Genomic DNA, 14,794 nt, shown 5'->3' on the forward strand with positions numbered 1-14,794 from the left:
GACACCGGATCCCGACGGGCCTCGACCGCCAATCGAGTCGCACGCTCACGCAGCTCATCGTTGTACTTCTTCGGTGCAGGCATCGCTGGTGTTCCTCCCAGGTTTCGATGTCTCCATCAAACCCGGGGCGGGACAGCGACCTGCGCAACCACCGACTACCGCACCATCCGGGCGGACTTCATCCATCTCTGTCGAAGATCCCCACTGGAGGGCAAACAGTTCTTGCAGTCCGCCCAGCGTGGCCGGCGCGCCGGCCGATGCCGGCGCTTGCGCCGCCATCAGGCCGAGCGCGGCCGGCGCGGCCCGCTTGCGGGCCGCCTTGATCCTTAAGAGGCCAATTCGGCAGTGCTGGCGGCTGAATCCAGCTACTGCGGGCGCTCGGCGAAGATGTCGGCACGCTCCAGAAGTGATCGGGCGAAGTCGACGGGCGGCAAGGTTTTTCCTCGCTCACGTTCCGTGTCCGTAATCGGCACGACGTTGATGACTCGGACAGCGCCCGCGCTGGTGGGGACATAGTCCAGCCCGTCGGCGCTCAACGGCCCGGCAAGGAAGACCGCGCGACATCCGGGAAAGGTCGGGAAGTCCCCCTGGAAACCGATCATGTGTCCCCAGTTCAGTTGCATTCCTGTTACGAACGGGTGCACCGCAAGGTCGGCCAACCGGACAGCGATCGCGTGCTCTTCAGAACGGGTTAGCGGCCCGCGCCGCCGGAGGTGGAGCTCGGCGCGGCCACCTCCACCCGGTCCGGGCACCGCCGGCATTTCTTTCGCCGCCATGCCGATCGTGGCGAAAGAGGTCATGTCCGTCGCGGACTTGGGCCGATACACGAGCACATCCAGCCGGCTGATCGGTCCCTGCTCGTCTTCGAAGAGGAAGCCATCGTCCTCCTCGCCCAGCTGCTTTTGATAAGCGTTGAAGATGTCTCGCAGGACAGGAGGAGCGGCCATGGCTGGGCACTCTACGCCGACCGGCACAGGCCGATGCTTCACCACCGTGTCGTGCATGCTGGGCTCCAGGTGCGCGGACGGGCGCGAGCACCCGCGAACTGATGGCCCGTAGTGGGCCGTGGATGCCCATCGGGCGCTGGTGGCCCGCGGCACATCGAAGGCCCTGGCCGGGACTGGTGTCCTGATCAGGGCCTTCACGTTGGAGCGCGTGACGGGAATCGAACCCGCACTGTCAGCTTGGGAATTGGACAAGATCGGCCCTGGCACCGCGTGTCGCCTGGTCGGCCGGGCCGCCAGTGGCCTGGTTTGCCCTCGGGTGACACCGCCTTGTGGCCCGTGGATGGCCCGACCCAACCACTGCTTTGCAAAGATCAAGACTGCTGTCGGCACGTGTCGGTGACTGCCGCTGACCTGCTCGCCGGGTCGGCTGTCGTCGTCTCCCGACTATGTCCGCCGGTGGGCTTGGCTGTACTGCTGGCTGTACAGCACCTGTCGGGACGCCGGGTGCTTGCCTCGACATCTGGGAAGACGCAGTATCGGGCAGTGGATGACGCATCAGACCAGGTGGCACCGAACCCGGTGTTCAGCCGCGACCTCGCCGTGCTCATCGGCGTCCTGGCGGTGCTCGAAGGCTCGTTGATGGGGGACGGCGACGTGCCCGAGCACCTGACCGAGAGACTCCGCCACCGATTCGCTCGGGAGGGCCTTCTCGATCCTGAGGCCAGCGAGCGGGCCTTCCGGCAGGCGATCAATAATCTGAATCACCGTCTCCGCTACGGCCTGGGCGAATATCCTGAGTTGCCACCGCCCATCCCAGTACTTGATCTGACGTAGAGCGGGCTGCGAGCAGACCACAACTGCCTGCCATCCCGTCTCGGGATGGTTCTGGGTCCGCCGAAGTCGCCTGCTGGTCGGCGTGCGGTGTCGGTGCCGGCGGCGATCCTGCCGGCCCTGCGTGAGCACCTGGCGGCGTTCGTCGACGACAACCCGGAAGCCGCAGCTGACCCCAGCGCACGGGCGACCACGCGGCACGAGCACTCGCAGCAGCCACGCGCCTTCTCCATTTGGTCATGGCAATTCGCGACCGACCCGCCCCACGGAACACTCGTAGTCGGCCTTCGTCTGTCAATTCGACCGCTCACGGCGTTACCGCTGCTCATACCCAGCCGGACCCACCTGGAACTCTCCAGGACATGGCGGCACGTAGGGGACGGTCGTCGGACGAGCAGCCACCGAGCAGCCACACGTCCACAAGGGACAGACAAGCCAAGGGCCTGACCCGCGTTCCCGCAGGTCAGGCCCTTATGATCTTGCGCGCCCGAAGGGACTCGAACCCCTAACCTTCTGATCCGTAGTCAGATGATCTTGCAGAGAGTCACGGAGTCCGGCGGCGTCCGGCTTACGCCTACCCCATCCGGCAGCGTCCACGCAGGTCCTGGATGGCATTCGCGCTAATGGATGCGCCGGGGCCGCGCCTGCGGGGAACTGAATCCGGCCTCATCCGGGCACGTCCGCGTGAGTTCCCCGACATCCGAGCAGCCACGGAGCAGCCAGGCCCACCAGACCAGGCGATGCCCCCGTCGGCACCCCAAGTACGGGTCCGGTAGTGGTCGACCGCCCGGCCGCTCGAACCGGCCGGGCCACCATCGCCGCAGCCTCCATGGCGATGCACCCGCCAGCACGTCGTTCAGGTCGCCGACCGGTGGCACCTGTGGCACGTGCGCCGTGAGGCTGATTGATCGAGTGGAGGTGAGAGACCTTCGCCGCTGTCCTGTCGCAGCAGGTTGGTCCTGCTGGCCTGACAGGGTCAATCCGGATCACGGAAAGTGGGCCTGGCCTCATTCGTGATCTGCGGTCATCCGACGCCGAGGTCCGTAGCGCGGCAATGTACGAGCTGTACGGCAACATTTACCACCAGGGCAGCCGCTACGAGGCCAGCGCATACGCGGTCCCGTTCCTGCTGGAGCTGCTGGCCGACCCCGCCACGCCCGACCGGCACGAAGTCATTCAGCTGCTCTCCTGCCTCGCTGTCGGCTACACGCCTTACGACATACCCGCCAGCGGCTTCCCCATCGCCGAAATCCGCGACGACGTGGCCCAAGTCCCCGAGGAGACCTGGCGCCGCTGGTCGCAAGCGATGAAGGACTGGTACGAGGTCGTCAGCACAGGGCAGAGGCAACCGCTTCCGCTCACCAAGCCCGAGCGGCGCCTGTTCGAGGCCCGACACGCGCTCGCCGCGTACGATGCCGTCCGGGCCGGCGTCCCGCTGCTGTTGACATGCCTGGCTGACCCAGACGCCGAGGTGGTCGGGGAGGCGATCCATGCCTTGGCCTGGTTTTCCGAGGAGATGACCTCGATCCGCCCCCGCCTGCTCGAAATCGCCTCCGACGACCAGCGCCCGGCGCAGATAGTGGGAGCGGCGCTGATCGCGTTAGGACTGGTCGGCGGTGCGTTGACACAGCCTGTAGCGGACCTGCTCGACAGGAACCTCGCAGGTACAGATCCCGACTTGAGATGGGCGGCTGCTGTGGCATGGGCGCAGCTGGCCGGTGAAGAGGTGCCGGAGGCGGCAATCGCCGAGCTGCGCGGATGGGCGGCCATTCGCCACCAGGACACCGGGCAGACAATCTGGGGAGCGAGCCCCAGCTACGTGGCACTCGAAGTGCTCGACGCCGTCGCCGCGCCGGTGGCCGAGGAGGTGCGGTCGGACCTCGTTGCGGCGGTGCTCGCCGAGCAACCCACGTCGAACTGGCACAACCATTTCAACGTGGTGCTGGAGTACGCGTTTCCGCAGATGGAATCGGATCACGGCCGCGGCTTCGAGGAACTGACGGCGACGCAGCGGGCGGCGGTCGCCTGGCTCATCGACAACCCGCACGTGTTCGGCTCTTCGGGGCCTCAAGGCCCGCTCCGCCAACACGGCCTGCCGACGACTCACGAGGCGCTACGCGCTTACGCTGGCCTGGACGGGTAACACGGCGGGTTGGCTGGACTGCGGATTGCAGGATGGCCGCACCTCGGCGACACCCACGCCGTTCTGATCATCGATGAGACAGGGTCCCTGAAGAAGGGAACCAAGTCCGCCGGCGTCCAACGCCAATACTCCGGGACCGCCGGGCGGACCGAGAACTGCCAGCTCGGGGTGTTCCTGGCGTATGCGTCCGCGCACGGGCGCACCTTGGTCGACCGGGAGCTTTATCTGCCGCAAGGCTGGTGCGCCGATGCCGTCCGGCGGACCGAAGCCGCAGTACCGGCGAAGGTGCGGTTCGCGACCAAGCCGGCCCTGGGGTTGCAGATGCTGCGCCGCGCACTGGACGCGGGATTGCCGGCCCGGTGGGCGACCGCCGACGAGGCCTACGGCAAGGACAGCAAGTTCCGGCTCTGGCTGCAGGGCCGCCGCATGGGCTACGTCCTGGCCGTGGCCTGCAACCAGAAGATCCCGACCGACGGCGGCAGCGCCCGCGCCGACGAACTAGCCGCCACGGCCCCGGCCCCCGCCTGGAAACGGCGCAGCTGCGGCGACGGCGCCAAGGGACCCCGCCTGTTCGACTGGGCCGTGGCCACCCTGCCCGACACCGGCACCGCCGACCACGGATCCACCCGCTGGCTGCTCATCCGCCGGTCGATCACCGACCCGACCGAGCACGCCTACTACCTGTGCTACGGACCGGCCGACACCAACGACGAGGAACTCATCCGCGTGGCCGGCACCCGGTGGGCCATCGAAGAGTGCTTCCAGACCGCCAAGGGACAGGTCGGCCTGGACGACTACCAGGTGCGCCGCTACGACGCCTGGTACCGCCACATAACCCTCGCTATGTGCGCGCACGCCTTCCTCGCCGTCAGGCCACTCGGGCGCAAAGGGGGCACCACCGACCGAGCCGGACTCGTCCCACTCAGCCTCGCCGAGACTCGACGTCTCCTTGCACACCTGATCACCCGTAGACGAACCCGCGACCACATCAATCGATGGTCATGGTGGCGACGCCGCCACCAGTTCCGCGCCAAAACGAGCCACTACCAGCGAAGACAACGACTCAGCCAAGTGCCTCCCACCGCCTCAGGCACCATCTCGTACATCCTCTTTGGAACCCTCGTACCGCTCGGGCTGCTCAGCGGGGCCTTCCCAACCGATGTTGGTGTGCTGCCGCAGGCCGAAACGCCAGCAAATCAGCACAGCCGCCACCGCTACCGCCGCGGCCAACAAAAACACCGGCCGGGCGGTACCGCCTGCCCACTCAGTCGCTGCACCGGCCATTACGATGCCGAGCGCAGTGACCAAGTAGGCGACCGTCCGCATCGCGCTCGTCACACGCCCGAGTAGCTCCCGTGGCGCAATCACCTGCCGGAGCGTTCGGAACGTCACACTGGTCACCACAACGCTCATATTCATACCGAAAACGGCCGCTGCAGCGGGCACAACCGCGTCGGCGCTACCCAGTGCCGCCAGAAGTACGGCGAAGACGACGACACCCATAACCAGAGTACGCACCGGCCCGATACGCTGGATCCAGCGGGACACCACCGCACCGGCGATGCCGCCCAGTCCGCCGGCCGCGACGACCAGACCCACCTGGCCCGGCTGCAGGTGAGCGTCGACTTTGAGCAGGTAAACGATAAGCGAGTCGACGCCCAGCACCAGATTCACGATCGCCACCATCCACAGCAACGTGGACAGCGGTGGCGTCGTCGTTGTATAGCGGATACCTGCGATCAGCTCGGAGCGAAGTGTCCGCCAATTGCGGGGTGCCGCCGGCCGAGCGAATCGAGGAACGTGTTTGAGGATCAGGCCCAGCGTGGCAACCGACACAGCGAACGTGGCCGCCTGGGCAAGAAGTCCAATCTGCAGCAGGCCAGCGGCGGCCAGCAGACCGGCAATGCCCGGTCCAGCCACCAAGCCGACTTGATTAGCCGATTCGAGCGTCGCGTTCGCACTTTGCAGGCGATCGGGGAATGCGTCCCGTACCGCAACCGCGAGCGCCAGCTGGAAGAGGACGCTGGCCGCTCCTGCTGCGAACGCCACCACGAGGATCGCGGCCACGCTGTCAAGCATCGCAAGCAGAAACAACGCTATGAAGCAGCCGGTCCGCACAAGGTCCGCTCCAAGCAGGACGCGCCAGGGATCCGCCCGGTCGACTATGACTCCGCCGATGAGCCCCACCATGGCGTAGCCGATGGCACGAGGGGCAGCGGCGAGCCCTGCGACCACCGGGTTGTGGGTCAACTCCAAGACCAGAAGTGGAACGGTCACGTTGGCGATGCCATCACCAACCAGCGAAACAGCTTGGCCCCCTACAAAGATGGAAGCAGTACGCTTGTTTCGATGCACTGCCATGGCTCCTCAACTTTGCGGCGTTTGTTCGTCAAAGGATTGGAGGAAGCTAGTCGCCATGCCTTCCTCTTTTAGGTTATAAAGCTTCTCATCAAAAAGGCTGTTCAAAATCGTGGCGCTTCGCCATGCCGCAAGACTCAAATTTGGATCCGCCACACCATGACTTTTCCGCGCACCATTCTGGATATAGATGCGGTTCCCATCGGGGCCATCCCAGGGTATGCGGTAGTCTTTATCGACATAGAACTCACCTTCCTTGATTTGCATACGTTCGCGAATCGGATCCAGGAACGCTGGAATTTGCTGCCGGTAACCCGTCGCGAGAATGATCACCTCGCTATGAATCTCACGTTCCGACATAGTGAGCTCATCTCGCAGGCCGCACACGAACCCGCCGTCAGCTTCGGCGAGGCTCGTTAGACTCACGCCGGCGAGCAATCGGTGCTGGCAGCGAATGGAGTCGAGATAGTCGATCTCGTAGAGGCGGCGGTATATCGCCGCTAAAAGATCTCGAGTGATTCCATTCGAAGCAGCGCGTTGACTATCAAGCAGCGACGAGCGTTGTGCGTCCGAAAGCTCAAGAAAGTAATGCACGAAGCGCGGGTGGAACCACTCATTACTGAAGGCTGAATCATCCAGCGGCGAGAACCCCCGACCGGCTACCCAGGTGAGTTGACGCGGCAGCCCGGTGCGTCCCGAAAGGATGTCGAGAGCAATCTCTGCGGCGCTCTGCCCCCCGCCGACCAGCAGGACCTTCTTCCCGAGCAACGACAGTCCGCTACTGATGTGCTCCGAGGAGTGCCAAATTCTGGGATCGGCGATTCCGTTGACACAGGGCGGAATGTAGGGATCCTGGCCGACGCCGAGAACCAGATGAGATGAGGCGAATGTGCCGCGGCTCGTGGACACGCGAAAGCAACCATCGTCGTGATCGACGGCCACAACCTTTGTGCCGAACTTCACGTCGAGTAGATCGGCTGCCCAGGTCAGGTACTGGTCGAACTCCTTCCGACTGACATAGTTTTCGCTGGCTATTAGGTGCCGGTATAGGCGGCCCTGTTCATGAAGGAAGTTTAGGAAGCTGAAGCGGCTTCGGGGATCGACGAGGCTTACCAGATCCTTCACGCCGCTCACCTGCAGCCGAGAATTGCTCCACAGGATACCCGGATGCCATGCCGCAGATTCTCGCGCCTCGACGAGGGTGACGGAGAGGCCGATTACGGGAGCCGCAAGGGCCGCCAAGCTAAGGTTGGCCGGCCCGGCTCCGATGGCGAGCACGTCCACTGTGGTGGGTCCCGTCACTGAGAAACTCATTCTGCCGAGATCAAAAAGGTATGCAGGTTTGCGCGGCACATGGTCGGCCGGGCAGGACCGTACGGCGATGCTCTCACTCGGTGGATGTTGAGCGAGTCGGTCGGGCGCAACGAGGTCTCCCCAGCTTGAGGTTGCTTGATCATCCAGTTCCGGGGATTGCAGAAAGGGTATTGCCATATTGTGGGTAGCGCGACTGAAGGCTTCGTGCGCCACGAGGTGCCGATGAAGATGCCGTGTTCATGTAGGAAATGCACGAAGCTAACCCGCTGCGCGGATCCACTAGGACCTAGAGGCCGCTGGCCTGGAGCCGTGAAACGGGTCCACAGCAGTCCCGGACGCTACCTGATGCTCTTCCTGGTTTCGAAGAATGCGACGAAAGAGCTCGCTGATCGGCGCGACGAGCACCACGGAAATGAGATTGGCCGGGCACGCCCCGACCGCCAGGACAGACACCGAACGCACACCTTTCATGGCGTTGCCGCGTTGCCCCGCCGCCCACGCAAAAGCGGGCGATGGCCGTTCAGCGTCTCACTCTGCCTCTCGGCCCACACAGAAACCGCGATGGGCTGGGTACGGCAGATGATGTCACGCACATGAGATTTAGCCAGCGCGTCCCGCACAAGGTCCGCGGGGACCGGCTTGCCGGCATCGCGCCCGGCTAGGGAAACTGTGCAAGCAACGTCTTGCAGATGGACAATCGCGTCGGGCTCGGCGTTCAAAAGGCCCCGGACGTCCTCGTACGCTTCCGTCACGACCTCCCACGTGAGCGGCTTTCCCATCACCTGCAGCGCCGATCGGCCCAGCTGCAGCGCCAAGTCGGCGGCCAAGCCCATCAACAGGTATTCCTGGGGATTTGGCCCCCAGTCGACCCCGGTGATCTGTTTGGGCTGGTCGACCCGGAGGATCGGTCCGCCGCCGTCCGCAAGGGGATGCGACTCGAACTGGGTCCCGCTGATCCAACGCACGTTGCGCCCGACTCCATGCCGGAGCCGTTCGGGCACCCCGTACTCCTGCGGCATGGCCTCGATAGTCTCGCCGGCACCGTCCGTACAGCCCACGGTCAAAGGGATGTCCTTGATCAGGGTTTGCAGGTTTGGGCTGCTCTGCCGAACGTGCTCGACCAGGGCTGACACCGCTTCAGGATCATGATCCCCGGAGACATCGAAGTGGCAGCGCACTGCCCCCTGCCCCGATCTCGTGGAATCGTCAGTGCCACCATACTCGATCCGCATCTCCGCGGCATCGAACGTCATGCCCCTCGCGCTGCCTCCGCCCACCAGGGTGGTGAGGGAGCAAGCGGCGATCCCGGTAAGGGCGAGGTCGAGTGGTCCCGGCTCTTCTGCCTCCGAAGTGCCAGTCTCAGACACGGCGAGTAGAAAGTTGCGGGTTGCCTTCACCGTGCCGAGAAGCGCGGGCCGCGTGCGGGCGGCCACGCCCCGTCCTGGGACGAACCGCGCGATCGTCGAATAGGAGAAGCCTGCCTCTGCGGGATCGTGTCGGATCTCATGCAGCACCTCGCTGAAGCCGGCGATATTGAAGCTGTTTTTCACAGGACGCCTTCCCCGCCTCGCATGGTGAGCGCTCGATCCAAGTCTGCGATGAGGTCGTCGACGTGCTCGATGCCGACGGACAGCCGCAAGAAACCAGGATTGATGCCTATGAGCGACTTTTGCCGGGCAGTTAGAGAGCTATGCGACGTATTGCCGGGCATGCTAATTAGTGACTCAACTCCGCCGAGACTTGTCGCGACGTAAGGAATCGTTAGTCGGCCCATGAAGGCCAGCGCTCCCTCGTCGCCGCCCTCGACTTGGAAACTCACCATGCCACCATATCCGCGATAGGCGTCGTGCTCGATGTTCTCGTATCTCTCGCCGCCTAGGGAGGGATGGCAGACGTCCAGAACAGCGGGATGGGCGGCGAGGAAACGAGCTATCCCGCACGCGCTTGCATTCTGCGCCCGCACCCGCAGGGCCAGGGTCTTTAGACCTCGCTCGAGCAGGAAACAGGAAAGTGGTTCCAGTGTTCCGCCGAAGCGCAGTGCTTGCGCCCACACCCGGTCGAGGAACTTACGGCGGCCGACAACGGCCCCGGCCGTGAGGTCGCTGTGCCCACTGAGGTACTTCGTGGCACTGTGCACGACAATGTCGGCGCCTAGCTCGAGCGGCCTCATGTTGATTGGGCTGAGGAAGGTGTTGTCGACCACCAGCAGGGCGTTGGCCCGCTTGGCAACCTCCGCGATGGTCTTGATCGGTGGGACCTTCAACAGCGGGTTGGTGAGCGACTCGACGAGGATCAGCTGCGTCTCCGGACGCACCGCTGCGGAGATCGCCGCCACGTCCGTCGTATCGACGAAGGTGACCTCTCGCCCCGCCGATGGCATGTCCTCGCGTAGCAGGTTGTATGTGCCGCCGTAAATATCGTACGCCGAGATGATGTGGCTGCCCGAATTGGTCAACCCGTAAATTGTGCTGGCTATGGCGCTCATGCCGGAGGAGGTAACCAGGGCACTCTGCCCTCCCTCCAACGCTGCGATTTTTTCCTGCACAGACCATTGTGAAGGGTTGCCGTAACGGGTGTAAATAGGAACATCGCGCAAAGATCCGTCCGAGAAAGCGCTGTAGCTCCCGTCGTCCAAGAGAAAGGTGCTCGTCTGGAAGATCGGCGTGCCTACGCTTCCCGTGACCGGGTCCTCGTAGGTGCCCGCATGAACCGCAAGCGTCTCCGGGGCAAGCGATCGAGGAAGAACGCGATGCTGCGGAGATACCGGACCTGTACTTCGCCGGCGCTTGAGGTCGTTGAACCACCGAATATCAGCATCCTGCGCTCGCCCCTCGTCGAACCCTATAGCGGTACGCCGGTCCAGAGACATCGACTCTCCCGTAACCTGTCAAAAGACTCAGACAAGCAGCCCGAGCAAGGATTCATGATAACCCATGACAAACCGCGTCGGCCAGGCGTGACCTAGGTCACACCAGCGGCCCTTCGTCACTCAAGTCCCTTGCAAACCGACGGCTACGGCAGGTTGAGGTGGATACTTGCGACCGAAATTAGGCGCCCGGTCCGTGCATCTCTCAACTGCAGGTCAGCGATCTCGCCCTTGTCGTCCCCGAGTCCACACCACCGCTGTGCGGTTATCGTGAACACCGAACCGATATCCGCATTACCGAAGAACCCGACTCGCTGATCGAATATGCGACGCCGAACAAATTCCGCATCATTACGTCCCGCCGCCCGCCACAGCGCCAATAGCGCCGTGTCGAAAATGGAAAAAAAGGCGGCGAAATAGATCAGGCCGGCCCCGTTTAAGTCTCGCACTGGATCCAGCTCATAGGTTAGGGTCAGCGCCGGGCCTGCCAAGACGTACCCCTCAGGCCCCCCCGGGTAGAAGGTGGCTGCCTGCCGGGCGCGGCCCACCATGCTACGGGGCGAGTACCAGTTGGGCAGCCGCGGCAGGTGCTCGTGCGCGAAATCCGGCGGGGATGTTTCGGCTAAACTGCTGTTGCTACCGGAGAGAGTTCTGGACACCCATCGGTTGAAGGTTTCGGCATACAGGCAGGATGGGTGAGGCTGCACGTAGAACTCGGCAGGCTGGAGCGAGACATCCGGGAGTTCGAGGTCGGCCGGAGCCAGTCGGTGGAGAGTGAGGGTCGAACGGCTGCCGAAATCGAAGACGCGGGAGGTAACCTGCAATTCATCGCCAAATGCGAGAGCGTGCGGCTGGACAGCCGCGCCACCTCGGATGCGGAAATAGTAGAAGGACAGATACGCGGGCTCACCCTGCTGGTTGCGCGCGCCATGCACCTTAGTACGGCAGGCGGCACTCACCGCGTCCCAAGTCCAGTCACCGATACGGGCAAAGAGAAGAGACCCCCCGCCGCACATTCCCGGAGTTACAGTAACGCGCCTCGAGAGCGAGCTCTCGTCCGACATCCAGACATTTTCGCCGATCTCCGCTCGAATTCTCATCTAACCCCCCGTGTGCCAGCACTCCGCAGCGGCGATAAAGGCGTCGTTCTCCTGCCGCGTGCCGACTGTTACGCGAACCCCGGCGTCCGGAAACAACCGGACGGCAATCCGCTCACGCCGACACCGCAGTTCGAAGTCAGCGGCCGACTTCCCAAGCGGAAGCCAGAGGAAATTGGCCTGACTAGCCGGTAGTCGGTAGTTTCGGGCAACCAACTCGTGGCGTATGCGATCCCTCTCGCCGACGATTTCGGATACCCGGTCCAGTAGTTGGCTTTCCATGCCGAGAGATGCCGTGGCAGCGGCCTGGGCGACTGTGCTGACCGCATAGACCGTAAGAGCCTTGCGTAGGCGAGAAACCAAACTGCCAGCGCCAATCAGATACCCGACCCGGAGGCCAGCGAGCCCGTAGGCCTTGGAGAAGGTGCGTAACACAACGAGGTTGGGATGACCCTGCACGAGGTCGAGACCGTCGGCGGCTTCAGGGTCCCGCACGTACTCGCGGTAGGCTTCATCGAGAACCACCAGACAGTGCGATGGCACTTGGCCCAGGAACTTGCGTAGTGACTCCGCCCTGAGCACCGTGCCTGTCGGGTTGTTCGGACTGCAGATGAGCAGCATGCGAGTACGGCTGGTGATGCTGGCGGCCATCGCGTGCAGGTCGAAGGCATCGTCCTCCAGCGGCACGCAAATCGAGTGGACTCCGGCAAGTGCCGCCAGGCTCGGGTAAAGCTCGAAGGACGGCCAGCCGTAGATTACCTCCGCGCCCGGTTCGGCGATCGCCTGGAACAGTCCTTGCAGCAACGCCACCGACCCGGCACCAACGAGGATGTTGTCAGGGGCGACCCCCCTCGCTCTGGCGAGCGCATGAGTTAGCTGCCGGCAAGCTGGATCGGGATAGCGGTTCACGGAGCTCGCTGCCTGCACGATCGCCCCGGAAACACCGGGTAGCGGCTCGTGCGGGGATTCGTTCGCCGACAACGGAACCGGGATGGCAGCCGAGTACAGGCCCGCAGCGGGCCGGTAGCTCGGCAACTCGGCGAGGACCGGGCGTAACCAGGGCTCGTTCACGGCTCTCCCCGGTCCACGACCAGCTGTGCGAGACCGGCCAGGTTCCCGGCGTCCAGGATCTCGTAGTCGAAGACATGAACGCCGTACTTGCTGCCCAGCGTCTCCGCTAGCTCTACTGCGGCGAGGGAATCTAGGCCGATGTCCGCCAGGCTAGCCGCCGGCACCAGGCATTCGGCTTGGAGCTGAAGATCCTGGACGAGCGCTTCTTTCAGCAAGTCCCATGTCATTTCCGGGCCCTTCCGTCGCCGCACCGGCGTCCTCACAAGGATGAATTTCTGAGTTGCATGGCCACATCCACGATGAGGTCCTCCTGGCCCGCGACCGCCTGTCTCCGGCCGAGTTCGAAGAAGATGTCACGAGGGTCGACGTTCTCGCGCTTCGCGACTTCGAGAACGCGGCTCTTGAACCCGGAGAAGACACCCGCCAGGCCGCTAACGATGCTTTCCGAGCTGATCGTCGGCGGGGAGGGCATGAGATTTCGCTCCGCGAAGTCCGCGGCGTCCAGGAGCCGGTAAAGGTCGATGCCAGTGGTGAAGCCGAGCCGTTCCAGCACGGGTACCAGCACCTCGAGCTGGGTGTTGCCGGCACCGGCGCCGAAGCCCCGGGCGCACCCGTCGATTATGGTGGCACCGGCCCGCACCGCCGCCACCGAGTTGGCCACCGCCGAGCCGAGATTGTTGTGGCCGTGAAAGATGACAGGGACGTCGACCGATTGCCGGATCGCCGTGATCCTCTCGGTTACGTCGTCGGGCAGGAAGTGACCGGCCGAGTCGAAAATTCCCACCGCCTCGGCCCCGTAGTCCGTCATCTGGCGACAAGCTTCGGCAAGCTGAGCCGGCGTACACATGTGGCTCATCAACAGCGTTCCGTGAGCCTCGATGCCGGCGTCGCGCAGGAAGCGCAGGTGTCGCTCGGTGATGTCGCACTCCGTGCAGTGCGCGCCGACCCGGACGACATCGACGCCGTGGTCGATGGCCATCCGCAGATCGTCCTCGGTTCCCCAGCCCGGCAGCATGAAGGCACCCATCCTGCTGTGCCGCAGTTCCGAGCGGACTGCGCCCAGCATGACCTCGTCGGTTAGCCGGGCCCGGCCTACCTGCAACGAGGACGCACCCAGTCCGTTGCCGTGGCCGACTTCGACAACCGGTACGCCCGCGCCGTCCGCTGCCGCTGCATAGCCACGAAGCTGAGCCTCCGTGAGAACGTGTCGTACCGCGTGATGACCGTCGCGCAGAGTCGGGTCGTAGATCAGCACCGGAGCGCCGGCGACCGCCGGTTCGGTCATTGCCATGTCACCTCCTTACCGGCAGACAAGCACGCTGACGCGCATACTGCTCCGCCACCAATATGGCTGCCGAGTTCATGATGTCGAGATTCCCGGCGTAGCGTGGTAGGCGGTCTCCGGACGCCTCCACCTCAACCGCTACGAAGGCAACGCCGTCTGCCACGGTGCACGCGCGTACGCGGTAGCCGGGCACGAACGTACGGACTTGCCCGGCCGCGTCGTCGACCAGGTCGCGAACCACGCGCGGGTCCAGGTCTGCGGCCTGCACCGACATGGCGACCCGAAACGTCGCAGGTGGGCGCGCTGGGCTCAGGTTCAGGATCGCCTTGACGTTCGCCGAACGCGTTGTTGTGCGGACCGCGTCCCGAGTGGCAGCGAGATACTCGTCGAGATTCAACCGCGTGGCCCGTCCGACCGACAGGTTCGCGGCCGTGGTGACGACCTCAATGTACTCTGGCCGGTAGCGGGAGGCCAGCGCGTGCAGGATAGGCACGCACGCCTGGCCTCCGCAGCTGACCAGGCTCACGTTGCGGTGTAGGAGGGCCGCGTCGCCGTTCACCGTCGGGACGACCGTGCGACCCACCCCGCTGGGCGTCAGATCAATGACCAGGGATCCCAGTGGTTCAAGGGCCTGCCAGTGTCCAGCATGCGACATCGCGTTGCTGGCATCGAATACGATGTCGAAGGCTTCATCGGCAGCTAGGAGGGAGGCGACGCCGCCGGCGGCAGTGGGACAGCCCAGCGCCCTCGCCGCCCGAAGCCCGGAGGCCTGCTCATCGCGTGCCGAAACGAGATGGCATTCCAGCTCCGCCGATTTCTGGATCTTCGCCAGCAAATCGAGGCCGATGAGACCGGCCCCGATTATGGCCACTCGCAGGGGTC

At 64.3% G+C, this 14,794-nt stretch carries 12 protein-coding genes and 1 pseudogene; 3 read left to right on the forward strand and 10 right to left on the reverse strand.

All coding sequences use genetic code 11. From position 1 onward, the window contains the following. Nucleotides 1-365: 365 nt before the first annotated feature. Nucleotides 366-1,004: a suppressor of fused domain protein gene (locus AC1WTP_RS30630; RefSeq protein WP_481652713.1), complete on the reverse strand. Its 639-nt coding sequence runs from the start codon at nt 1,002-1,004 to the stop codon at nt 366-368. A 486-nt stretch (nt 1,005-1,490) separates the two neighbouring features. Here AC1WTP_RS30630 and AC1WTP_RS30635 point away from each other — a divergent pair, with 486 nt between their 5' ends. The 3 genes and pseudogenes from AC1WTP_RS30635 to AC1WTP_RS30645 all read left to right on the forward strand — a co-directional run. After that, nucleotides 1,491-1,781 carry a hypothetical protein gene (locus AC1WTP_RS30635; RefSeq protein ID WP_363713983.1) on the forward strand — a complete coding sequence of 97 codons (291 nt, stop codon included), beginning with the start codon at nt 1,491-1,493 and terminating at the stop codon, nt 1,779-1,781. A gap of 1,051 nt (nt 1,782-2,832) precedes the next feature. Beyond that, nucleotides 2,833-3,921, forward strand: a complete 1,089-nt coding sequence (locus AC1WTP_RS30640; protein WP_481652714.1) for a HEAT repeat domain-containing protein — start codon at nt 2,833-2,835, stop codon at nt 3,919-3,921. A 42-nt stretch (nt 3,922-3,963) separates the two neighbouring features. After that, nucleotides 3,964-4,815, forward strand: a pseudogene (locus AC1WTP_RS30645) (IS701 family transposase); the annotation flags it as partial. Between the two features lie 192 nt (nt 4,816-5,007). Here AC1WTP_RS30645 and AC1WTP_RS30650 read toward each other — a convergent pair. The 9 genes from AC1WTP_RS30650 to AC1WTP_RS30690 all read right to left on the reverse strand — a co-directional run bounded on the left by AC1WTP_RS30650 (nt 5,008) and on the right by AC1WTP_RS30690 (nt 14,783). Then, a complete protein-coding gene (locus AC1WTP_RS30650) occupies nt 5,008-6,276 on the reverse strand; it encodes an MFS transporter (RefSeq protein ID WP_481652715.1) in 1,269 nt (422 codons plus the stop codon). Nucleotides 6,277-6,288: 12 nt separating this feature from the next. After that, nucleotides 6,289-7,557 (reverse strand): lysine N(6)-hydroxylase/L-ornithine N(5)-oxygenase family protein, encoded by a 1,269-nt coding sequence (locus tag AC1WTP_RS30655; RefSeq protein WP_481652716.1) that lies wholly within the window; start codon nt 7,555-7,557, stop codon nt 6,289-6,291. A gap of 503 nt (nt 7,558-8,060) precedes the next feature. Continuing rightward, nucleotides 8,061-9,143, reverse strand: a complete 1,083-nt coding sequence (locus tag AC1WTP_RS30660) for an OsmC family protein (protein ID WP_481652717.1) — start codon at nt 9,141-9,143, stop codon at nt 8,061-8,063. Continuing rightward, on the reverse strand, nt 9,140-10,462 hold the full coding sequence (locus tag AC1WTP_RS30665; RefSeq protein ID WP_481652718.1) for a trans-sulfuration enzyme family protein: 1,323 nt from the start codon (nt 10,460-10,462) through the stop codon (nt 9,140-9,142). The genes AC1WTP_RS30660 and AC1WTP_RS30665 overlap by 4 nt, the downstream gene beginning before the upstream one ends. Nucleotides 10,463-10,605: 143 nt before the next feature. Beyond that, on the reverse strand, nt 10,606-11,523 hold the full coding sequence (locus AC1WTP_RS30670) for an LnmK family bifunctional acyltransferase/decarboxylase (RefSeq protein ID WP_481652719.1): 918 nt from the start codon (nt 11,521-11,523) through the stop codon (nt 10,606-10,608). A gap of 36 nt (nt 11,524-11,559) precedes the next feature. Then, entirely contained in the window at nt 11,560-12,627 is a 1,068-nt protein-coding gene (gene hisC / locus AC1WTP_RS30675; RefSeq protein WP_481652720.1) for a histidinol-phosphate transaminase, read from the reverse strand. Next, nucleotides 12,624-12,854: an acyl carrier protein gene (locus tag AC1WTP_RS30680; RefSeq protein WP_481652721.1), complete on the reverse strand. Its 231-nt coding sequence runs from the start codon at nt 12,852-12,854 to the stop codon at nt 12,624-12,626. Before AC1WTP_RS30680 ends, hisC begins: the two co-directional genes overlap by 4 nt. Before the next feature lie 32 nt (nt 12,855-12,886). Further along, entirely contained in the window at nt 12,887-13,918 is a 1,032-nt protein-coding gene (dmpG, locus tag AC1WTP_RS30685; RefSeq protein WP_481652722.1) for a 4-hydroxy-2-oxovalerate aldolase, read from the reverse strand. Nucleotide 13,919: 1 nt separating this feature from the next. Beyond that, nucleotides 13,920-14,783: an acetaldehyde dehydrogenase (acetylating) gene (locus tag AC1WTP_RS30690; RefSeq protein ID WP_481652723.1), complete on the reverse strand. Its 864-nt coding sequence runs from the start codon at nt 14,781-14,783 to the stop codon at nt 13,920-13,922. Between the last annotated feature and the right edge of the window lie 11 nt (nt 14,784-14,794).

The sequence above is a fragment of the Micromonospora sp. R311 genome (genome assembly GCF_056780015.1).

Coding starts and splice junctions, on each gene's coding strand:
- AC1WTP_RS30665 (WP_481652718.1), bottom strand. CDS start 10,462: ATGTCTCTGGACCGGCGTACCGCTATAGGGTTCGACGAGGGGCGAGCG.
- AC1WTP_RS30670 (WP_481652719.1), bottom strand. CDS start 11,523: ATGTCGGACGAGAGCTCGCTCTCGAGGCGCGTTACTGTAACTCCGGGA.
- dmpG (WP_481652722.1), bottom strand. CDS start 13,918: ATGGCAATGACCGAACCGGCGGTCGCCGGCGCTCCGGTGCTGATCTAC.
- AC1WTP_RS30640 (WP_481652714.1), top strand. CDS start 2,833: ATGTACGAGCTGTACGGCAACATTTACCACCAGGGCAGCCGCTACGAG.
- AC1WTP_RS30680 (WP_481652721.1), bottom strand. CDS start 12,854: ATGACATGGGACTTGCTGAAAGAAGCGCTCGTCCAGGATCTTCAGCTC.
- AC1WTP_RS30630 (WP_481652713.1), bottom strand. CDS start 1,004: ATGCACGACACGGTGGTGAAGCATCGGCCTGTGCCGGTCGGCGTAGAG.